This is a genomic window from Faecalibacterium sp. Marseille-Q4896 (genome assembly GCF_017377615.1).
GTDB lineage: Bacteria > Bacillota > Clostridia > Oscillospirales > Ruminococcaceae > Faecalibacterium > Faecalibacterium taiwanense.
Genome location: NZ_JAFREG010000003.1, coordinates 373,688 through 394,488 on the forward strand (window position 1 = coordinate 373,688; position 20,801 = coordinate 394,488).

The following is a 20,801-nucleotide window of genomic DNA, read 5'->3' on the forward strand; positions in this document are numbered from 1 at the left end:
TCTTTATGAAAATAGAGCCCCCTCTTAGCACCGCTGTTTTCTGGCGCGGCGGAGAAAAGATTGATCTGAATGGACTAAAACCAGATGCGGTATGGTGTCTGTCTGTGACGGGAGAGCGGAAGGTGAATCTGTCCTTCCTACGAGATTATCCCAATCTGGAGGAACTGATCTTAATGGAAAAGTGTGAGGGTGTGGAAGTTCTCTCCGAGCTAAAGCAGCTTCATACACTGTCCCTATGGCTGTCGGCCCCTGTTTCCTGGGACAATGTTTCTCTCCCCGGCCTGCGTGTCCTCCACCTGCGTGGGGAAAAGAATGGCGACATCACCCCGCTTCTCACCAGCATTACCTATCTCCATTTGGAGGAAATGCGGAAAACGGAAGATCTTGCCCCTTTCCTAACTCTGGCGCCCCGGCTTCAGAAACTCTATCTCCAGTCACTCCCAGCTGTGCAGAAACTACCGACTCTGGATGGGCTTCCTTCCCTTTATGCCCTGAAACTCTATGAGCTGCATAAACTAAACGATTTGTCCGCCCTCTCTCACAGCCATTTGCGCTACTTTGCCGCCTCTCTGATTGGGGATAAACTCTCCGCCCAGGCGCTGGCAGATGCTGTGATGGCGATTCCCAATCTGGAGGCAGCCGCGCTCCAGCTGGCGGATCGCTCCGAGCGGCGCTATGGCGGTGTCCAAAAAGCCTTTGCCGCCGCTGGGAAGTCCCCACTGCTGCGGGAGGAAATCAGTGCTTTGACCACATGGCTGTCGCTATGATGTAGGAATTGGAAGAAGGAGAAACTACCTATGGCAGAGTTCAAACAAATCATAGATGATGCGCTGGATATTCTGAAATTTGACGGAGCCGTACAGGACACTCTGGCGGAACTGCGAGAAAAATGGGGCGCACAGGTTCCGGCGCTGCTGGATGAACGCTTTGATGCCGTTGGCGTCCAATATATGAAACTATCCCATGAAAAAGGGGTGGCAGCATTAGGACAAGAACTTTCTGCCTTCGGCTGGGCACTGTATAACCTGGACGATGAGGACGAGTATCTGTTTGTCTTGATCCAAGAGGAAGAACGCAGCGAATGGGAACGCTACTGCAAAAAGCAGGGGCAATATTGTCACCTGATGAAACAGCAGGGGCGAAAATGGGGCGACCATGCCAAGGAGCAGGACCCTGGGAAACTGATGCCCTGCGAGGAATACATACTTCAGGATGAGTACGATTATTTCTTCAATTCTCTGGCGGGTGATTTTGCGGCGGGAGAATGGAAAAACCAAAACGCAGAGGAGTGGAAAAACGGCTGTGTGGCCGATCTGCGCCACCGTCCGCCGCAAGTAATCCGCTCCCACAGCTTGCCGCACCTTGGGTGCCTTACCTATTCCCCGGAACATGAACTATATGCTGCATCGAGGGCCGCTGGCAGCGGGACGATTGGCCGGGCATTACTGAGCAAGAATCCAGCCACGCTCAACTGGGCCGAGCCGTCCCCCATTGGATATGACGGTCCGCCCCGGACCCTGTGCTGGGCTGACCATTCCCTCTGGGTGGGCGATCCCACCAACGCCACACGGATTGAACTCACCGACCGGGGCACCTGTCAGGATGTGAAAAACTGGCCCCTGCCGGAAGATGGATGGAGCACCAAATACCATTGCGGCATTACGACAGACGGTCTGGGCCGGGTCTACTTTTCCAACGAGTGGTACAAGGGGCAGATTTACCGCTGGGAAAACGGCAAGGTAACAAAACACACCTTCTCTCTGGATGGATACGACCATCTCTCCGAGGCCGTTCCCGTTCCCAGCACAGGCCGCATTACCATGATCCACGCAGTCAGTGGCAAGGGGCGGATGGAAGAATGCCTGCTGGAACTGGATATAGACACCGGGCGGTGCCGAATTGCCCCCCTGCCTGGAATGGGCGAGGGGCTGAAACTTCGCTGGTTTACCGGGGACTGGCTGCTGGTGCAGGGAAACGGCGAAATCCTCTCCGATGACTTTGCCCAGCTCATCAACATGAACACCCGTGAAGTGCTGCGTATCCGTCCGGAAATGTTCGGCGGGGAGAAAATGCAGCACATTGGAATACTCACCGATGGCACGGTGGTCATCGTCACCCGGCGGGACAGGGTTGGGCCGGTATTTCGTTATCCCATCGACTTCTGGGGCTTCCTTCGGACGGCAAACAAGCCCAAAAAGCTGGAATGGCGGGAGTACAAAGAAGTGTACCCGAATCTGCCCATCTTTCTACCGTCCAAGGCCACGGAGCGAAAAATCATTCTCAAAAAAGACAGCCTGACAATCCTGGGGGCGGTATTTACGCCGCCGCTTACTCTGTCGCAGCTGGCGGAAAAGTTGGGGCCTGCCCACATTGTCCTGCAAAATGGAACACGAAAAAGCCCCATTACAGGCCGAGAGAGTCCCTATACCCAGGCACTTGCTTTGTGGGACGAACTTGGACTACAGGGCTGGTTGGACGAAGATGAGCAGACCATCAAAACCATTGGTGTCCGGGTAGCGGCACAGGGAGAGTATGCGGTCCGGCAGACATTTGACGGAGCGGTTTGGATCGGGTCCAAGGACTACCGAGAGGCCAGCTGGAAGGATTTCGCCGGATTTGCCCATACCCTCAAATTAGGCGGCTTTACCGTTTATACCCGCTTGCCGGGTCCTGTTCCAGAGGAGCAATCAGCGCAGAAAGCAAAGCTGGAGGCCCTCTCCGCCATGGTACAGATCAGCTGGAAAGAGCCAGAGAATAAGGCGGCGAAAGCGCAGAAATACAAGTTATCCAAGCCGACTGAACCAGTGCTCACCTTTACCAGCTTCAACTTCAAGCTGGCGGTTATGGAAGTCCTGATGTACGAGAAAGGCTTACTGGCTCCTAAACTGGATGCACATGAGTTTGCCAGAGAGTATAGCCGACGCAAGATCGACATTGACGCGGAAGGGTATGAACCCATCCCAGAGATTCGGAAGTGGCTGGAGAAATACCCTGTCCCGGAGCGGCTGGCCCCGGAGGTCACAGAAATTGAGATGGATGGCGGCAGCGAGATTTATACCCAGCTCTGTCCGTTCTGGGATGGCGAGGATGGAGCCTTTGATCTTAATACCATTACGGAGGCGGAACTGCGCCAGTTCCCCAATCTCAACCATATTACTCTCATGACCTCCAAGCCGGAACAGGTGCTGCCGGTTCTGGAACGGTGCAGTATCAAGGTAGACTTGCTGTGAGGTGAAAGCATGAAAGCGAAACTAAAAGTGATAAAGGACTGGGAGTTCGAGGAATTTGAACTGACGGGAACTTCCTTCAAATACAGCCCGACTGGATGCAAAGGTATGGTGGCCCGCAGCGAGGATGAAATTGTGTTTTGGACCTATCATCTCGCGCAAAAGTGCAGCGGCGTTTTGTGGGTCAAAGGCGAAGTTTCCAGGTGGATTCCCAGCCCGGAGCCGAAAGAGCAGCAAGATGTTTGGGAAGATCCTGTCTTGCTCTCATGCGACAGAGGAATACTGTTGGTTTGCCCGGCCAGTAAATCCCTTTGGTGGATGCCGCAGATGGATGGAGAGTGGATTCCGATCCCCATGGATAACTGGTGTGCCCAGGGTATTCCCAAGCCGGTAGCAGTCACCGGAAGCCAGGGCGTTTTCCCTATTGTGTGCCGAGTGGACAACTCCGCTGATGCGACCAACAGTTTTACCAGCCTGACGGTAGACCTTGAAACCATGACTGCACACTGGGCAGAAAGCGGCTCTTGTGTATACAGCAAAGCAGGAACCCGACAGACCCATTTGGCGGCAGTAGAGCGTGCTGGCGGAAATTTTGCCCAGGCAGACTTTCACTACAACTATCCTATGATTGGCTCTATACTGGAACAGAATGGACAGTTTTATGCCTTTTTGGAAAGCAGCACCATCAATCCGGCAGGTCTTTCTCTCATGGGCTACTATTGGTATCTGGAACTGGAGGAAAACGGACTATTCAAAAAGAAACTGTGGGGCAAAGATAATTTAAGCCGCCTGCCCGGAAAACACGGGATGCGCGGAAAATTCTCCGGTGACAGGACTTGCCTGATCCTGTCTCCCATTTTTAAGAATGATGACTGGAAGGGTAAACAAAAGGTGCTGCGCCTTTCAGATTTGGTGCTGATCGACCTTGCCATGCCCCGTGGATACGCTTCCTTCCATGTGCTGGATGTATGGGGAAACCGGGCATTTCTCAGCGATGAGAAAAACAAGCTGGTTCTTTGTGAAATGACCTTGGAACAGTTATGAGGTAAACCAATGGAATTATTTGCAAAAAGAATGACTTGGGAGCTGGACAATGAGGAAGGACTGTCCTGCCTGTCCTTTGAACTGGAGGATGGCTACTTTACACTCTCCCGCAAGACCGGCGCGGAAACACTCCGCTTGGAAATGAATGATCCAGCCAATGGTCAGTTGATTGACCCGGACTGTTTTGAATATGCCCTTGATAATACCAGGTTTCGTCTAAATATCGTGCGGAACAACCGAAAAGTTCTGCGGTATCTGGAAGAACACCACATCAACACGGAGTTGTATGGAGAAATCGTCCTTCACTACACTCCTCTCAGCAAGCCACAGCTTGAATCATTATCTGCCGTGGTTCTCAGACTGTTTTTCGGTGAACTGCTTTTTTAGGCGGAAACAGAAGTGTCGTTGGCAGAAATCATGCGAGGGGATAACTATGGTTAAAATTCATCGTATTTGGTTCAATACGGAGAGAATGGACAGAGAGGATCACTACAAAATCACATTATTCAGTCGCCCTCGTGTATCTATTCATGTGGACGAGTACATTTGGAGTTTCATCGAAGAAAACATTGTGAAGCCACACAAGCTTATGCGCAGTGAGAAGCATGGGTATCTGTTGGACATTTCGTTTGACCAGTTTGACCCAGCAAAACACCGATATTATCCGCTTTCCCCGTACAACGGGCCGCTTCGGGAAGGTGTCGAGATGGACAGCGCAAACAGAAGCTATTTCCGTGAGGATTTTGTAGGCGGCAAGGAGCGGACTACCTGGTTCTCTCCCAATAAAATATGGACAAACTGCGGCGACAAGGTCCTGAATGTGGACATCAAAGCCGCCAATGTAAGCGAGAGCATCACCCCCAGAGAATACGCAGACTTGCTGTTCGATGGGATTGGGGCAGCATTGGTGTTTAACTTCAAAAGGCTCAAGCGCGAGGAGTTTGATGGGCTGAAGCCCAAGATTGACTGGAGCATCGTAGAAAGCTTCCCCTTTCCCGCACCCTTTGAGGAGCAGCGGTACATTGGGGATGAAGGCGAAATTCATGTGTATTCCTGGGATGGCCGAAAGGAAACGACCCTTGTTGGTCCCTATTCCGTGCGGGAGTTGTATCTGGAGCATTTCGGAGAATCGTGAGGAGGAATTTTGCCGTGCAAGTTTGGTCAAAGGTGGATTTTGGTACCGGAACGGTCACCTTTCTGGATGACACACGAAAAGAAGATATGCTGCAAGTGGAATATCCAAACAGTTTCTTGCTGGATATGGGCTGGTATCAGGACAGATATATCATTTCTATCATTCAAAATTTTGATTGGACGCATCCAGTCCAGCAGTATGAAACAGCAGAAAGGAATCAGCTTCCCAAGCTGTTGACGGAGGCGGTTCGCCTTGTGGAAAAGGAATCACAGTCTGCCGGAGCAAATTGAAAGAGGACTTGATATGAACGAGAATTTATTTCGACCACAATTTGATACATTGAAACTGTCCGATAAGCTCTGGCTGATGCAGACGCTGGCGACTCGTTATAATTTGACATTCAAAGAACTATACGCCTTTTCCCGCTGGAGACAGAGCTGCACTACCGGCCTGTTTGAAAAAGGTGGCCGGGAGTTTGTCTTTGTCCCAGGCGATACCGTGATTCTTGGCTGGGAGGGCTTTATCCAAGGAATGGACAAGGCCAACCAAGAGGAACTGGCGGATATTTTTGCGGAAATCGAATATGAGGGCACTGCGGAGGAATTTCTTCGGCAAGGTATGACCCCAGTACGCCAGATGACCATTGGCCCCATGTTTGTGGGCAGAAAACTGGAGGAGATTGGCTGGGAAAGTGTACCCATGAACGACCCTCGCATCACCGCCCACCCTGAGTGGCTGGAGAACTTGCAGAGGTGGGCGGGTCAGGACAGCCAGAGCTTTGAAATACACGAAACGGTCCGCTTTGAACGCAATGCTGATAGCTGGCGAGCGTGGCTGTGCCATCCAATGACCTACCCAGAGTTTCAGCGGTCCCTGTTGTGGGAGCTGGCAGCCAGCCTTCCCACGCCGGATGAGTGGGCCTACCTGTGCGGCGGCGGATGCCGAACCCTGTTTCCCTGGGGGGATGGACTGGACTACAAGATGAAACTACACCACTTTGAAAGAGAGGAAGAACAGGGTAAGTCATACGACATAGAGCAGGCTAACTTCTTTGGCCTGTCTATTGCCTACGACCCCTATAAGCGAGAGTTGGTAGACGGGAAAACATTGACCACCTGCGGCGGCGACGGAGGCTGCAATATCTGCGGAGGCATGGGTCCTTTGCTTGGATATTTACCCTGTTCCCCTCATTGTAAACCGGAGGTTCGGGAAGATAATGAGATTCACAATGACTATGACTTTTTCCGTCCTGTTATCCGGGTGCAGACATCCGGGTGGAGAATGGTAATAGATAGAGCGCAAGAGTAAGGAGGTAAACTATGGAATGGCCAAAGCGGGCACGAACAGCGGATTGGGAAAACGGTGTCCTAACTTTAGATGGAGAAAAGAAATTTGATATTCCGGAGCTGACCACAGAGATCATGGAACGGCTGGCCGGTTACACCCTGGTGGGATTCCATGTGAAAGGGTATCCGGTGACGGATGAACTGCTTGCCCCCTTTGCCGGGCATAAAAGTATGGTCAACTTCGGCGTGGAAAACGGCACCCTCACCGACGCCTGTTTCCCCGTTTTTTCCGCCATGCCCAAGCTGCGCATCCTGCTGCTGACCGGGAACGCCGGGATCGACGGCAGCGGCCTGTCCGCCCTGCAAGGCTGTAAGCTGGACCTGCTGACCCTTGACCACACTGGGCTGGATGATGCCGGTCTGCTCCAGGCAGCCTCCATCCCCAAGCTCTCTCATATCTGGATCGACCACACTGCTGTTACTTATGATGGACTGCTGGCTGTCGCCGGCAACAACTACATCAAGCCAGTGGCCCATGTGCAATTTACCAAGGAGCAGATGGAACACTTCTCCCAGCTCCAGCGGGAAAAGGCCAAAAAGCCCGTCCAGCTGGATGAGCAGGCAGCGTCGGAATGCCGCAGTGTGTTGTCCGCTTTCTTTGCCGAAATGACAGAATGGGAGCAGTACATGGAGCAGGTTGGGTTTGAAGATGCCGAGGCTGTGCCCCGCCTGCTGGCGATCTGGGAGAAGTATGTGAGCGAAAAGCCCCGTCTGGGCTATCGGCCTCTGGCCCTCTCATACAGCGCCCAGGGCACCTACAACGGGGAAGAATTCCTTGACGCGGAGCAGATCACTAAGAACAAGCTCTACATCTACACCAGAGAGAAAAATACCAGCTTTGACCGCCGCTTTCTCATGAAGCGCGTGGGCGAGGGTTGGATGATTGACGCGGTGCAGGAGCGGCTGAACGGCTGGCAACGGACAGGATTGTAAGGGAGGCATAATGGATGATATATAGGTTTACGGAAGTATTAAACGATCTTGTTAATTATTTTCTCCTTGGTGACATTTTGTTGCTGGAGGACTGGAAGCAGGCAAATCATCTTTCAGATGATTTAGCGATGGAGTTTACCACAAACGAAAGCGGCGACAGGATATTTGCCGAAGGAATTGTAATCCCAATGACCGGTATTGAAAACTATCCCTATACCATATTGTTCAATCTCTCTGGTGATAGACCGGAGCTGTGCAAAGAAAGAAACCGATTGCAGCTTAGAAAAAGTGGCTATTCCCTTAAAGTAGATCATAATATGCTGATGCTTTTTACATGGCCAATATTGGAACAGTTTACGCCTGAAAAGGTGAAAGATCTGATTTCTTACTATAGAGTGCATAAGAAGCCGATGATTGAGCTTGCAAATGGCTGGTATCATATCGAGATTTTGGGTGGAGAAACCTTGCAGGACGGGGACTATGAACCTACATTTGAGTTTGTGATACAACCAGCCACAAATGAAGAAGCCACCATAAATGCAGATATGAATTTTAGCTTTGAAATTACAATCTCTGCTTATTAGTGAAACCTATCCCTACCGAAGATGGAAAAGGAGATCATGATATGGATTTATTGAAACAATGCCAGCAATGGTTTGAACAGGATGAAGCGCAGAAGGTAATCGACACCCTGGAAGCGATTCCTGCCGAGGAGCGCACCCCGGAACTGGACAGCGAATTGGCCAAGGCATATATTGCCGTTGCACATATAGGAGAACGGGAGCCTTTTGAAAAGGCGCTGGAACTTCTGGCTCCCCATGAGGAGTATTTTGCCGAAGATCACTGCTGGAATTATCGAATCGCTTTGGCCTATTACTGTCTGGATGAGGAAGGCCCCGCCCTGCGTTACTTTGAAAAGGCCCTGAAAGCCCGCCCCGGAGACAAAGATACTCAGGAGTACATAAACGATTGCCGCCGTCGTTTGTCCCTGCCCCGCTTTGAAAAGAACTTCCGTGAAAGGACGCAGGAAGCATGGGCAGCCTTTTCTCAGATTGAGGCAGAACTGCGTCAAATCATAGATACGGACGAAACACACCAGCGCGGCGAAGAACTGGTTGAAAAATGCGGGAATGCACTCAAGACGGCCCTGTGTGATACTTCCTTCGAGCTGGGCTTCAATGGCGAAAAGCATGAATTGATCCTCAGTCCAGAGGGGCTTCGCTCCCGCCTGTTCCCGTTGGTGTACTTCCAGAAGCAGGCCCCAGAATCGGTGCTTGAGCATTGGAATATCTGGGTAGGCCGCCAGCCCTGTGAGGGGTTCGAGCTGCGAGCTGGAGAGATTGAAGTTCGGGCTGAGGATGTGCAGATGTGGGCAGAGGAAACAGAGGATCATCAGGTAAGTCTGGTCCTTTACTGTGAAAAGCTGACCTCGATCTTGAAAGAGGACACAGACAAGGTCTGGTGGGCACTCTCTATGCTGGTGGATCAAACCATCGGAGAAGTTTCCGCTATCGCCTTTGTTGCTGGGTTTGATGTTTATGCTCAACCGAAAGACGAACCGGCCAAGCTGCTTTCCGAACTGCCGGAGTTGCTGCAAAGCATGGGGCTTTCTCTCTGGCGGGATGGCAGCGACTACTTGGAAAACAGTTATCTTGCCTATGAACTGGAACCGGTGGAGGACCCGGAGGCTGACTGGCGGCTGGATGTTTATACTGGAAGCTGCCGCCTGCCGGTGCTCATCAACGACTACCTGACTGCCCGCAGTGATATGGTGGATGAGTACCACAAGGATGGCATTGCCGCTGGATTCCTCCTGTACCCGCTGTCCGGTTTTACCGGTGAGGAACGAGTGAAAGCTATTCTGGATTTCCGGGATAACCTGCGGGATGCCATCCTACGGGATGCAGGAGAGGAAGCCGTGACCTTCCTGGGTGGGGCCACTGGTCTGTATTGTGGGTATCTGGATTTTATCGCCTGGGATCTGCCCGCTGTACTAACAGCGGCACAGGCATTCTTTGAGGGAAGCGACCTGCCCTATGCTCACTTCCACGCATTTCGGCGGGATGTGGGCGGTGTGCCGCTACTGGACGAGAAAGAACCGGAGCCTGATATTCATGAGGAAACTGGCTCCTTGCTCTCGACAGAGGATATTGAAATACTGGAGTCCTTTGACGAAGGAACTGCCGCTTACTTTGGGAAAATGCTCGACTGGCTGGAGAATTTTATCAAAAGCGGCGTAGAAGAAGGACGATTCAGCGAAAAACAGGCTCACCAGGATTTACAGATTGCCCTCTGGTATGCCTTTGCCTGCCTTAACCTGGACGATTACATCCACTACTACCGCGCTGCGGAATGGATGAAGGATTCGGAGAAAAACGCCACGGGCTGCGCTACCTGGTACTACCGGTATTCTGTGGCGTTGATGTATTGCGGCAGGCTGGAAGAAGCACTGGAATATGCGGAGCGGGGCGCTCTGGAGGAGCCGGACTACCCCTGGATCTGGCTCCATCTGGGCAAGCTACGGGCGCATTTTGGCGATAAATCCGGTGCGCTGGATGCCGTCAAGCAAGGATTAAAACTGGAACCGGGAGATTATGAGTTCCTGACCTTAAAAAAAGAGATCAAAGCCGGAGCCACCCTGGAACAGATGGAATATCATTGGATCAATCCCGATGCTGACCAAACGCTCCAGCGGGGACTGGACGAGAATGCGGATGATAAACAATGCGCCATAGCCTGCATTCGGGTGGACGAAGCGGGACTTGCCGAATTTTATGAACTGTTCCACCCAGAGCGGTATAGCTATAAGAAAAATTCCCCCTGCTGTGAATTCCAATACCCGGTGAAGGAACATCTTGTGGAGCTTTCCTTCCGTATGAACGAAGCTGGACTCTCCAAGATGGGAACCGACTGGCTGCGGCAGCTCAAGGAACGGCTGGACAGCGGTGAATGGCTGACCCACACCCCTGAAGGAGAACCAGAGGGCATTCTAACAGGTGTGTTTGTGGACCAGACCCGCCGCATTGGTCTTGTCTATCAACAGCCGGGAGACGATCAGTATTTTCAGATTTTCCTGAACCCGGACGGCACGAAGGCGGATGCCTTCTGGTCCTCAAGAAAAAACAGCGAGCCGGAGGTTTATTCGGAGGATGAGATGTCTGCGATAGAGCAGCACATCAAAAACACCTTTGGTGAGTTTGAGAATGTGTTCCATGAGCTGGTTTCCCCTGACATCCATGTGGACATCTGCGTTGTTCCTCCCTCTGATGAGCGGGACTATTACACACTGGTAACGATGGGCATGGGTGCTCACCGGATGAATGTGCCGGAGGAACTGGCGGAATACAAGCTGGAGCGAGCAGAGCTGGCCATCGCTCTGCCGTCGGATTGGAAACTGGATGAGGAATCCCTGAAGGATGAGCGGTGGTACTGGCCTATTGGTCTCTTGAAAGTGTTGGCTCGCCTGCCCATTTCCAACGATACCTGGCTGGGCTTTGGCCACACAATGGACAAGCAATCGCCGTTTGCAGAGGACACGAAGCTCACCGCCGCTATTCTGACCGGTCCCCAGGGCGTGGAGGAAGGCGGCGAAGTCTGCACTTTGCCGAACGGCGAGGAGGTCAACTTCTATCAGGTGATCCCGCTCTATCATAATGAGATGGAGTATAAGATGGAGCATGATGCGGACGCCCTGCTTGAAAAGATGGCAGGCATCAGTTTTGTGGTCAATCCCACCCGCCAGAATGCCATCACCAGAGGAACGCTTGCAGAGGAGGAGTTCACCGGCGATATGGACGATGCCGCCTGGCACCTGGAATCCATTCAGGAAAAGGGCCTGCCGGTGGATGAGATCAATGCATACAACCACATGGCAATCTATCTGCGCTGGTGCATGGAGCATGATCTGATGAGCGCGGAATTTATGGAGCGGTACTGGGAGCAGGTGCAGCCGTTTATGGCAGATCTGAGCCGCGCCGATCTGCGTGGCTTTATCCGGGACCAGCTGAAAGGACAGCTCTTTGGGGCGCTGTTCAACAAGGAGGGCGCAGCCTTTGCTGGATATTACTATGGCGAGGCGGATAGCCCGTACTTCCCCAGCGACATTGATAACTATGCTTTGGAGTATTTCGGTTCAGAGCAATATTATTCCGATAAGTTCCAGGATGAAGCCTATCTGTTCATCCCATTTGATGAAAACTATTATCAGGCTATGGCAAAAGTCATGGAAAAGCGGTTCGCCAACTGGCAGGGGCAGAGTTTCGATGAGGCCACTCTGGAGCCTTCAGACCTTGCGGAAGCCATTATGGAGTATCTGGACTGTGAGTGTACCTATTTCCCGTCTATGGCAGATGATGATCCCATCATGTCAGCATACAGCTACGCCCGGCGGCTGGGGGTACGGGAGGGCTTTGTTCCCGTACTTATCCAGGCGGATGATGAAACGCAGTTGGAGTGTCTGGTGATGAACGCTGACCCGGAGCATGATGCGGACTTCTATGAATTTGACCTCAAAACCGTGGAGGAGTATCGAAAGAAGATGCTCTCCGCTCCCATCAAGGACGGAAAGGCGATTTTGGAGGAATTGACCGGTCAGCGCAAGGAAGAAGCCGAGGACGATGATCTGGACTGGGATGAGGAAGTCCTGGGCGAGATGGAGGGCGGAGAACCCAACGACCGCTTCGCAAACTATTGGAACGATGATACCGGAATGACATATCCGCTCATTCTGGCTAAAATTCCGGTAAAGAACCCCTGGGAGATCTTCGCCTACCTGCCCTTTGGAAATTGGAATGAGTGTCCCGACACACCGGACCTGATGGCAGTGGCGAAATACTGGTTCGAGCAACATGGTGCCATCCCTGCCGCCATGAGCCACGATGAATTGGAGTTTGAACTTCCAACTCCGATTTCCAAGGAAAGAGCTATGGAGGTGGCTGTGGAGCAATATGGTTTCTGCCCAGATCTGGATCAGAATGAGGATGGAAGCATTGGCTCCTTGGCAGCTGTCCTGTGGCAGTCCACCGTCTGGTATTTCTGGTGGGATTGATGGGAGGTGCGACCAATGACAGAATATCAAAAAACCTATATCGAACTAAAAAAACAGTTTGTTGCGACCAATGAAGGTCCGGACAGTGTCCGCGCTCTATATACCTTCAAGGAAGAACTTGAGCAGAGTGAGGATCAGCAGGCCAAGGAAGTGCTGGTGGATGTGTATGATCTACTGGACTTCAAGAAGGATGCCTATGAACTGCTCTGCCAAATCGGAAATCGTTCCGATAAAAAGACCCTCAAGCGGCTGGGCACGCTGAAGGACTATGCGGAAAACTGGGGCAATCATTATGCTCTCCCCAAGCCCAAAACGCCGGAGGAAAAGCAGAAAGAGAAGAAACAGCAGGCCCAGCTGGGCCTGCCCGCCTTCCGGTATCACCCAAACCCTCTGGAAACTGGGGCTTTTGAGGAATCCGCAGACGGCGTTGTCTGCGACTGCTGTGGCAAGACGACCCATATTTTCTATACAGCCCCCTTTTACGCTGTGGAGGATATTGCATATCTGTGCCCAGAGTGCATCGCCAACGGCGAAGCAGCCCGGAAATATGACGGTAGTTTTCAAGATGATTTCTCTGTGGACGATGGTGTAGACGATCCGGAGAAGCTGGACGAGCTGATCCACCGCACCCCCGGCTACTCCGGCTGGCAGCAGGAATACTGGCGCGCCCATTGTGGTGACTATTGCACCTATTTGGGTAATGTGGGAGCCAGAGAACTGCGGGCACTGGATGTGCTGGAGGAGGTGCTGGACGATCCCATGTGGGACGATGAGCAGAAGGAAATGATTCAGGAATCCGTCAATGGCGGGCATCTGCAATGCTATCTGTTCCAGTGCCTTCATTGCGGAAAGCACCTGGTCTGGATGGATTTTGATTGAGGAGTTTTCAAAAGGTAGGATACAAGCAATGAAAACTAAAACGCTGACCATTCAACTGAATGATGAACAACTGCCCATCCTCCCAGTGGAACCAGAAGCTCACCTCTCCTTTACCACTCATGCCGACGGAAATGAATTGGAGTTAACAGGAAACCGGGCGGGGCTGCTTCTATTGGCGAAAGCCGCTCTTGGTATGGCGGAAACCATTCGTGAGGATGGATTTCATATCCATTTGGATGACCTGTATGGCATCAACGCCGAAGGGAAAAGCATCCTGATCCGAAAGGAGAATCAATCAAAACCATGATTGAAAAAAACTTTCTCAACCCCGCCACAGATAAAAGGAATCAGATAGTAAAGGTGAAATGATGATGGATCTGTCCATAAAGGAAATAAGCATAGAAAATGAAAAAATCAACAGAGAGAAATTTTTTTCGGTAGGGTTTTGCCCAGAAATACAGCGGTATTTACTTTGCGTTCATATTTCGTGGGTTGTGGGATATGACCGGTATTATGCTATAGATGAGGAAGATATAGCGCTCTATGAAGAAAGTCCAGATGAATTTTGTCAAAAATATGCAAAGGAAATTAACGCTTACAGAACAGAAAGACTGCTTGGTGCAGGAGCATTAAGAGATTATGATTTTAGATGTTTACCAGATGAGATATTAAAGAGTTTGGATGGATACCCATCATTCAAGAGATATTGTTATACAAACGGAATGCTTTATGCCCAAATAAAGATAGATGATAGTTTCTTTACTATTCCGCCAATTCGTGATAAAAAACAGATGGATTGCTAAAATAAAGAAATTGAGGGCTATGGGATTGGAAATCTTTCGCCCGCCGATATGAAATTCCGAAGCAAGTTCAGAAAGGAGGCGGTCGCCATGTCAACTTGGAGCGGAATTCGAAACAAACTGGAAAGTGACTACCTGTGTCCGGCGCTCCGGGGCCACATCCAGTATTTTGCCACCAGTTACAGCAAAAGCGCCGACCACGAGGGCCGGGCAGCCATTCGTGTGGACGGCGTGGAAGTGCTGCGGAGCAACTACTACACCTATTTTGAAAATGTGTGGACGAAATTTCATCACTTGCGCTCCACCACGCTGAAAGATCACGACTCCGCAAAAGAGGCCATCAATCAGGCTCATGCCTATGCGCTGGAGCAGGGCACCTTTGACCAAAAGGTGTTCTATGAGGCGTTTGGGATCTTTGACAACCAGAGCATCGAGAAAAGCCTTGTCAGCGAGAATCCCCTTGTCCGTATCTTTGCCCTTCTGGATCGCAGGCTTGGCAAGCGCCGCCTGCTGGCTTTGGAGGACTCCATGGAGCAGGAACTGGACTGGGTGCGGGCTTTCTATGTGATCCGGTTGCAGGCCGAAGGGCTGATGGAAGCGAATAACATTTAGGAGGAACCACCATGTCACAGATCGCGTCCTTTTATCTGATAAAAAATAACCAGCGGCAGGAGTTGTCCGACGGTGACTGCTCCGGCGCGGTCTATATGGCCATCTGGGACTGGTGTGAGAGCGAACTGGATCTGGATGTCCGTTTTCCTGCTCCCCAGACGGAAGACACCCTGGACTGCGCTCTGCTGGAGGGAGAGCTGGCGTCTCAACTGCTGGCAGCTCTGCGGGAGCAGGATCTCTCGGAGCTGGCCGCTGAAATTGCCCCGGACTGGGATCTGCCCACCGAGGCGGTGCAAAGCGGGCTTAATACGCTGCGCTCCCATCTGGAACTGGTGCAGGGCGATGCTGCTCTGCTGTATGAAATGACATGAGAACGGAGGGATACCATGCTGGCAAAGCGGTTTGAACACATTTTACATGATCTGGGCATGGCTGGGCTGGAACACCCTCTGTTCTACCATGCACCGGTGGGCATTCGTTTTAAGATCGGCGGGGAGGAACCAATCTATCTGGATAGGCGTGCGGCGAAGCTGAAAACCAACCCCGCTTATGTTCAGGGGGCGCTGGACCGAGCCGCCGCGATCTATCGGGCACTTCCGGCGGTGCCGGACCTTCTGCGGATCGACGGGTATCCCGATGAAGAACCCGCCGAGTCCCTGCTGACCGTTATCCGGCAGCGAGTGGGCCTCCCAGTTCCCGATGAACAACTTTCGGCCACAGAGCAGGATGAAGATGGGGATACCCATGCACAAGTGCAGTTTTACTGGGATCTCAGCAAGATCAGCTTTCAACCAGAGCTGCTTCTTCGGGAAATCATTCTGGGGGACATCGGCGGCTGGAACGGCTTTGTGTCCAGCGTCTATCTGGCTGGGCCGGGGCCGTTCCTCTACCATTTGTACGATGACCGTGGGCTGGATGTGCTGGGCGGCTCACAGAAGCTGCTATCACGCTTTTCAAAGAACGAGCCGGAGTTGCGCGCAGCGCGCAGATAATCCCGGCAGTTAAACAAAATCTAATCAAGGTTGAGAGCTTTTTCTTCAGCCTTCGTCTTTGCCATGGCGTTTTTCTCCAATCTGAAAATTACAAATTGCGGACAAAAAGGACGCATTGTTGTGGCAAGCAGGGCTTTTGTCTATACAAACGCCATTTTTGCGTTGCAAAATGCTTGTTGGGCTGTGCCCAATCCCCTTCATTCTGCACTGTTCCGATGCAGGCTGCGCGTTTTTTCAAAACGCTTCTATTTATATAAGGTAGAGCTTCAAGACATTTGCACTCTGCAATTTTGATGGAAACATCTCAAACCAAACGAACAGCCAGCAACGGCCTCAACAGTAAGTGAGGTCATGATGCTGGCTGTTCTTCGTTCAGAACGGAAAACATTCGACATTTTCGCTGGTTCATGGTACACTACATCCAATCCATGCGAATCAGTTGGAGGTGATTGTGTTGCTTTCCCTGTACTTAGCTGTTCTTGACGATCAAAGCAAAGAAGAACAATTTATAGATGTATATAATATCTACAAACGGCTGGTCTACCATACCGCTTACAAAATTATGGGCGATTCGTATCTGGCAGAAGATGTACTGCAAGAGGTGTTTTTGTACGTTGCCAAAAATTTTTCTAAAATTCATCGAGAAAACTGTCACGAACTCGCTGCTTATCTCGTTAGTTGTAGTAGAAGCCGTGCATACGATATGCTTCGCAAGCAGCGAGAAGAACCGCTGGAAGAAGTCCCGGACGCACCAGATGATGCCCCGGTGCCGGATGATGCAGCAGTCAGCACCGATAACATCCAATACCTGACAGAACTGATCGGACAGATGAAACCGATGTACCGTGATCCACTGCGCCTTTTGGCGATGGGCTACACCAACCGGGAGATTGCCGAATCGCTTGGACTGACAGATGAAGTGGTTCGGATGCGGCTTTTCCGTGGAAGAAAACTATTGTGGAAGGAGCTGAACAGCCGTGAGTGAGCGGACAGAGATTTCTTTTGATGCAGCTTTGATGATGGCACTCCGTGCAGATGCACAGAAAGAACTGGACGAGCTGCCAACTCCGGCCCAGCTTAAGGAACGCTACCCGGACACTTCCCGATGGGATGCTCGCCTGAAAGCGGCATTGCATAAACGCTGTCCGGTGCTGAAACGAGTGCTTGTTGTAGCCATGACGCTGGTAATTTTAACTCTCGGCGCGCTTGCAGTAAGTGCAGACTTCCGCAAGGCAGTCTACACGATGATTCAGAAGTTCTTGCCGATTGAGATGCAGCTGACGTATCAAGTGGACGGCGAACCGTTGGAACGATTACCGGATGGATACAGCGATCATTATGTGCTGGACGGCTTTGAAATGGACGATGCGCAGAAATTTGAACGAGCAGAAAACTTTTTACATGTTTACTCGTCAAAAGAAACAGAGGAAAGCTACACTGTCCGTTGTTCAATTATCCAGCCGGGGCAGCAGTCCCTATTTGATAATGAGCATACAGTGTCCGAAACCGTAAAGGTCGGAGAAGCAGATGGCGTACTTGGAACTAGTACGGATGAACATGGAAAGAATGTTTATACTCTAAGTTGGGAATATCAGGGGATTACACATACCGTTATGGGAAACATTCCATACGATGAGATTATGAAAATTGCGGAAGGTATCCGTTAAGAAAGCCGGACACTTGTGAGAGTACACAAATGTCCGGCTTTCTTTTTGTCTGAACTTACAAAGATGGAAAATTTGAAAAAAATTTCTCCTGAAAATTGAAACGAAGCGAATGCGAATTGCGTTGATTATACAAAGGCTCTTGTTAGGAGCAAAAAAACGGAGGTGTATGTCTATGTCGAAAAAGCGTTTGTTGTCCATTGTTATTTCAGCGGTGATTCTCTTGAGTTTTGCCTGCACCGCAATGGCCGCTGAAAAGTCTGAGCGGTATGTAGGTGATAGTACGGTCAACGGATCCATTTACCAAACATACTATCAGGTTGATGCCCAGACACGAACTGGAGTAAAGAAAATCAGCGTTTCAGGCGTTCTCTATGAAAAGGGAACAATTGGAACATGGCAAAAAGTAAGTAGCTGCTCGAACAGCAGCACGACCTCAACCTGCATGGTGAGCAGTAACTTTAACACTAAGCCCGGAAAATCTTATAGGCTGGAGTATTCTGCGACCTTTAACTATTCCGATGGACGGAGTGAAACCATTACTGGAAGTGCCAGTAGATAAGTGAGGTTATTCATTTTAAAAAACTAATCCTAGAGATGATAGGTGAAGCCTTATCTTTGGAATAGAACACCTAAAGTATACCATTTCTATTAGAATAATCTACAGTGAGGGTTAATTATGAAAATTTGAATAGATTCATATCGTTTGCACTTGCAACCACGCTTTTGCTAACCGTTCCTTTGGTCTCTTTTGCAGCAGGAACTAAAAACAGCACGAGTTCTGACTTCACGACCGTACAAAGCGCGTCAGGTGAATTGCTTGTTAGAGCCTATGATCTTGACAATGGTGACTCGGTTTTTGAACAGTACAATGATGGAAAATTGGTAAGCCGTTATACGGTTGACCGATCAAAAAATGTTATAAATGAATTGGTTTATTCTTCGGATGGAACATCAAAACAGCTGCAGCGATTTATTCCGACAGAGAAGAATTTTGATATAGTCTTACCGCAATCTACAATGTCGCGTCGGTTGGGAAGAATTCGTTTCCAATATACAGATGGAACCGGAACGGGAATCTGCGGAGCATATGTGGATTATGTGAAAGAAACAGGAAACAAAAAATATGATATTAATGGAACATATAGAGATTTGGCAGGGTTGGCATCAGTTGTAGCAGGTGCCTTGTCATTACCTGCTGCTCCGGCACTTGCAATTTCCAAAACTGCACTCGCATATTTTGGTTTTGCTATGACGGCCGTGCAATTCACCATTCCACAGTGTAACCTTAATTCGCAGTATGAACAAATTGAATACACATTGACTGATATTAACCACTCTTCTCACAAAAATAGTTTTTGGGGAACCAAGTATGTTATAACGGAAAGTGGAAATAAGTTTAATAACACCTACACGGATGGCGAGTATTACCCCACAACATCTTGGGGAAATCAAAATTTTGGAATGACAATCTATAATTATCTGTTTACATACAGTAATTGGAATATTTATGCGTGGAACTAAAAAATATAAGATTGTTAAATGTTTCAGACATTTCGGTGCTATTATAATATTGCTATGGCTAATTTCTATCGTAAGATTTCCGTATTCTTTTGATAAATTGCAAGTGTTATCAAATAAAAATTTTGAAAGCGTTTCAAATTCTATGTTAACTCTTGTTGATTGTAAATCGACCGAATCGAAGTCTTCAATTGATTTTTTACTAACCGATGGAAAGCAATATTATATTATAACGGCAAAACGTTTCTTTATATGGAACCGATATGATTTATCTCAGCTGATGCCCTTCTCAGAAGAAACAAGTTATAGCTATACAGATTGTTTCACCAAGGTGAATGTTGTTCAATCAGGCAATACATTGTGTTTATATGAGGAAGGATATGTTCAACCTTATATCTTATCGTTTCTCTTTTTGTGCGTTGTGTTAATGCTCAATATTTTGGGAGATAAATCCACTCCAGAGGAATAGAGATAATGAAGTGCATTTATTGTGGAAGCGATATGCAGCTTGGAGGAATCGTCACGCAGGGAGTTTCAGCGATGTGGTTTCCTCAAGAAAGTCTGAAAAAATCACGTCTTTCAAAAATCATTTTTGAAGGCGGGATAGCTATAGGAAAGAAAGACTATTTATGGGGGACCGACGATACTAACAGATGCTTATTACTGTCGAAAATGCAAAAAATAATAGGAGTCTTTAGCATATAAATGCTTCAGATGGAGGTGATTCCAATGCAGATAATTTCCTTGAAAACAAGTTGAGCATGAGTTGAGGTACATTTATGAAATTTAGCGTACCGGAAATCTTGACAATTGTATCGACAGCAACAGTCATGGCGATTGCTTTTCTTGTGATTGCAAAGTACCTTATTCGATATGCTGTCACATTTTATGCAAAAATAAAAGGAGATGACTCAAAATGACCTTGAAGAAAAGATTGCTTGCGCTTTGTATGGCGGTGGTTATGGTCTTTTCGCTTTGTTCTATCTCTGCTTTTGCAGCGGCCCCAACGGATGACAAACAACCTGTTGTTATTGGAAGGTATGATGCACCTCTAAGCGAGTGCTTGGAACCTGGCATGGCTATGCAGGTAGGAATTGCTAACGTTCGGGTTAATTCCTACGCAACCTATGATAAGAATGATGGCGTACAGGTTCATGTTGAACTTTACGTTCCGTGGTACTCATCGCCAAAGCCGGAATTTACAGGTATGACAGGAAATGTCAAACTTACCATGAATGGCCAATCGACAAGTAAATACTTCTCTGAAGTCGCAACCGGGGACGAAACGATTAGTACAGATGTGGATACCGGTAGGAAAGCTAGTAGCGGAACAAGCGGTACAGTATTTGTTTCTGGAACTGCTGTAGCATTGAATGCTTTGGCAAACGGTGGCCAGTTCTCCATTTCCTACGACATCACGATTCCGTAATAAAAGCATTAGATAATGGGGATAAAAGCCACGATTCTTTAGAGCCGAAAGAAAAGAATCGTGGCTTTGTACGTTTGAATTATGGAGCAAGCCAAATGAATAAGAAATTGGAATTTTTTAGCAGTATGGCGGTTGCCTTTATAGTTTTGATATTGGTCTTTCTTTGCATTCG

General features: G+C 49.5%; 22 protein-coding genes. All 22 read left to right on the plus strand.

The window, feature by feature from the left end:
• Positions 1–5 precede the first annotated feature (5 nt).
• The 22 genes from J3348_RS08010 (at position 6) to J3348_RS08115 (ending at position 20,629) form a co-directional block, all read left to right on the plus strand.
• A complete protein-coding gene (locus tag J3348_RS08010; RefSeq protein WP_112122101.1) occupies positions 6–767 on the plus strand; it encodes a hypothetical protein in 762 nt (253 codons plus the stop codon).
• Between the two features lie 30 nt (positions 768–797).
• Positions 798–3,230 carry a hypothetical protein gene (locus J3348_RS08015; RefSeq protein ID WP_207698713.1) on the plus strand — a complete coding sequence of 811 codons (2,433 nt, stop codon included), beginning with the start codon at positions 798–800 and terminating at the stop codon, positions 3,228–3,230.
• 9 nt (positions 3,231–3,239) lie between these two features.
• Complete coding sequence (locus tag J3348_RS08020; protein ID WP_015565828.1) at positions 3,240–4,271, plus strand: hypothetical protein; 1,032 nt, start codon at positions 3,240–3,242, stop codon at positions 4,269–4,271.
• Between the two features lie 9 nt (positions 4,272–4,280).
• Positions 4,281–4,658, plus strand: a complete 378-nt coding sequence (locus J3348_RS08025) for a hypothetical protein (RefSeq protein WP_015565829.1) — start codon at positions 4,281–4,283, stop codon at positions 4,656–4,658.
• A gap of 46 nt (positions 4,659–4,704) precedes the next feature.
• On the plus strand, positions 4,705–5,406 hold the full coding sequence (locus tag J3348_RS08030) for a hypothetical protein (protein WP_015565830.1): 702 nt from the start codon (positions 4,705–4,707) through the stop codon (positions 5,404–5,406).
• A 14-nt stretch (positions 5,407–5,420) separates the two neighbouring features.
• Positions 5,421–5,696 (plus strand): hypothetical protein, encoded by a 276-nt coding sequence (locus J3348_RS08035; RefSeq protein ID WP_223383293.1) that lies wholly within the window; start codon positions 5,421–5,423, stop codon positions 5,694–5,696.
• Positions 5,697–5,709: 13 nt separating this feature from the next.
• Entirely contained in the window at positions 5,710–6,714 is a 1,005-nt protein-coding gene (locus J3348_RS08040) for a hypothetical protein (RefSeq protein WP_015565831.1), read from the plus strand.
• 11 nt (positions 6,715–6,725) lie between these two features.
• A complete protein-coding gene (locus J3348_RS08045) occupies positions 6,726–7,685 on the plus strand; it encodes an NTF2 fold immunity protein (RefSeq protein WP_207698714.1) in 960 nt (319 codons plus the stop codon).
• Positions 7,686–7,699: 14 nt separating this feature from the next.
• A complete protein-coding gene (locus J3348_RS08050; RefSeq protein WP_015565833.1) occupies positions 7,700–8,269 on the plus strand; it encodes a hypothetical protein in 570 nt (189 codons plus the stop codon).
• A gap of 41 nt (positions 8,270–8,310) precedes the next feature.
• Entirely contained in the window at positions 8,311–12,732 is a 4,422-nt protein-coding gene (locus J3348_RS08055; RefSeq protein ID WP_207698715.1) for a suppressor of fused domain protein, read from the plus strand.
• Positions 12,733–12,747: 15 nt separating this feature from the next.
• Positions 12,748–13,611 carry a CbrC family protein gene (locus J3348_RS08060; protein ID WP_207698716.1) on the plus strand — a complete coding sequence of 288 codons (864 nt, stop codon included), beginning with the start codon at positions 12,748–12,750 and terminating at the stop codon, positions 13,609–13,611.
• Between the two features lie 28 nt (positions 13,612–13,639).
• Positions 13,640–13,918, plus strand: a complete 279-nt coding sequence (locus J3348_RS08065; protein WP_148490676.1) for a hypothetical protein — start codon at positions 13,640–13,642, stop codon at positions 13,916–13,918.
• A gap of 58 nt (positions 13,919–13,976) precedes the next feature.
• Positions 13,977–14,414, plus strand: coding sequence for a hypothetical protein (locus J3348_RS08070; protein ID WP_242702916.1), 438 nt, complete (start codon positions 13,977–13,979; stop codon positions 14,412–14,414).
• A gap of 87 nt (positions 14,415–14,501) precedes the next feature.
• Positions 14,502–15,023 (plus strand): hypothetical protein, encoded by a 522-nt coding sequence (locus J3348_RS08075; protein ID WP_207698717.1) that lies wholly within the window; start codon positions 14,502–14,504, stop codon positions 15,021–15,023.
• A gap of 11 nt (positions 15,024–15,034) precedes the next feature.
• Positions 15,035–15,394 carry a hypothetical protein gene (locus J3348_RS08080; RefSeq protein ID WP_015565835.1) on the plus strand — a complete coding sequence of 120 codons (360 nt, stop codon included), beginning with the start codon at positions 15,035–15,037 and terminating at the stop codon, positions 15,392–15,394.
• Positions 15,395–15,409: 15 nt separating this feature from the next.
• The gene (locus J3348_RS08085) at positions 15,410–16,015 is read left to right on the plus strand and encodes a DUF3885 domain-containing protein (RefSeq protein WP_015565836.1); all 606 of its coding nucleotides are present in this window, start codon (positions 15,410–15,412) and stop codon (positions 16,013–16,015) included.
• A gap of 451 nt (positions 16,016–16,466) precedes the next feature.
• On the plus strand, positions 16,467–17,000 hold the full coding sequence (locus J3348_RS08090) for a sigma-70 family RNA polymerase sigma factor (protein ID WP_227621837.1): 534 nt from the start codon (positions 16,467–16,469) through the stop codon (positions 16,998–17,000).
• Positions 16,993–17,682, plus strand: coding sequence for a DUF4367 domain-containing protein (locus J3348_RS08095; protein ID WP_207698718.1), 690 nt, complete (start codon positions 16,993–16,995; stop codon positions 17,680–17,682). Before J3348_RS08090 ends, J3348_RS08095 begins: the two co-directional genes overlap by 8 nt.
• 172 nt (positions 17,683–17,854) lie before the next feature.
• Positions 17,855–18,241 (plus strand): hypothetical protein, encoded by a 387-nt coding sequence (locus J3348_RS08100; RefSeq protein ID WP_227612091.1) that lies wholly within the window; start codon positions 17,855–17,857, stop codon positions 18,239–18,241.
• A 104-nt stretch (positions 18,242–18,345) separates the two neighbouring features.
• Positions 18,346–19,203 (plus strand): hypothetical protein, encoded by an 858-nt coding sequence (locus tag J3348_RS08105; RefSeq protein ID WP_207698719.1) that lies wholly within the window; start codon positions 18,346–18,348, stop codon positions 19,201–19,203.
• Between the two features lie 471 nt (positions 19,204–19,674).
• The gene (locus J3348_RS08110) at positions 19,675–19,905 is read left to right on the plus strand and encodes a hypothetical protein (protein WP_015565838.1); all 231 of its coding nucleotides are present in this window, start codon (positions 19,675–19,677) and stop codon (positions 19,903–19,905) included.
• 211 nt (positions 19,906–20,116) lie between these two features.
• On the plus strand, positions 20,117–20,629 hold the full coding sequence (locus tag J3348_RS08115) for a hypothetical protein (protein WP_015565839.1): 513 nt from the start codon (positions 20,117–20,119) through the stop codon (positions 20,627–20,629).
• Positions 20,630–20,801 lie beyond the last annotated feature (172 nt).

What these genes read in the sequence shown, in the direction of transcription:
- J3348_RS08010 (WP_112122101.1), top strand. Translation starts at nt 6, where the DNA reads ATGAAAATAGAGCCCCCTCTTAGCACCGCTGTTTTCTGGCGCGGCGGA.
- J3348_RS08015 (WP_207698713.1), top strand. Translation starts at nt 798, where the DNA reads ATGGCAGAGTTCAAACAAATCATAGATGATGCGCTGGATATTCTGAAA.
- J3348_RS08020 (WP_015565828.1), top strand. Translation starts at nt 3,240, where the DNA reads ATGAAAGCGAAACTAAAAGTGATAAAGGACTGGGAGTTCGAGGAATTT.
- J3348_RS08025 (WP_015565829.1), top strand. Translation starts at nt 4,281, where the DNA reads ATGGAATTATTTGCAAAAAGAATGACTTGGGAGCTGGACAATGAGGAA.
- J3348_RS08030 (WP_015565830.1), top strand. Translation starts at nt 4,705, where the DNA reads ATGGTTAAAATTCATCGTATTTGGTTCAATACGGAGAGAATGGACAGA.
- J3348_RS08040 (WP_015565831.1), top strand. Translation starts at nt 5,710, where the DNA reads ATGAACGAGAATTTATTTCGACCACAATTTGATACATTGAAACTGTCC.
- J3348_RS08045 (WP_207698714.1), top strand. Translation starts at nt 6,726, where the DNA reads ATGGAATGGCCAAAGCGGGCACGAACAGCGGATTGGGAAAACGGTGTC.
- J3348_RS08050 (WP_015565833.1), top strand. Translation starts at nt 7,700, where the DNA reads ATGATATATAGGTTTACGGAAGTATTAAACGATCTTGTTAATTATTTT.
- J3348_RS08055 (WP_207698715.1), top strand. Translation starts at nt 8,311, where the DNA reads ATGGATTTATTGAAACAATGCCAGCAATGGTTTGAACAGGATGAAGCG.
- J3348_RS08060 (WP_207698716.1), top strand. Translation starts at nt 12,748, where the DNA reads ATGACAGAATATCAAAAAACCTATATCGAACTAAAAAAACAGTTTGTT.
- J3348_RS08065 (WP_148490676.1), top strand. Translation starts at nt 13,640, where the DNA reads ATGAAAACTAAAACGCTGACCATTCAACTGAATGATGAACAACTGCCC.
- J3348_RS08070 (WP_242702916.1), top strand. Translation starts at nt 13,977, where the DNA reads ATGATGATGGATCTGTCCATAAAGGAAATAAGCATAGAAAATGAAAAA.
- J3348_RS08075 (WP_207698717.1), top strand. Translation starts at nt 14,502, where the DNA reads ATGTCAACTTGGAGCGGAATTCGAAACAAACTGGAAAGTGACTACCTG.
- J3348_RS08080 (WP_015565835.1), top strand. Translation starts at nt 15,035, where the DNA reads ATGTCACAGATCGCGTCCTTTTATCTGATAAAAAATAACCAGCGGCAG.
- J3348_RS08085 (WP_015565836.1), top strand. Translation starts at nt 15,410, where the DNA reads ATGCTGGCAAAGCGGTTTGAACACATTTTACATGATCTGGGCATGGCT.
- J3348_RS08100 (WP_227612091.1), top strand. Translation starts at nt 17,855, where the DNA reads ATGTCGAAAAAGCGTTTGTTGTCCATTGTTATTTCAGCGGTGATTCTC.
- J3348_RS08110 (WP_015565838.1), top strand. Translation starts at nt 19,675, where the DNA reads ATGAAGTGCATTTATTGTGGAAGCGATATGCAGCTTGGAGGAATCGTC.
- J3348_RS08115 (WP_015565839.1), top strand. Translation starts at nt 20,117, where the DNA reads ATGACCTTGAAGAAAAGATTGCTTGCGCTTTGTATGGCGGTGGTTATG.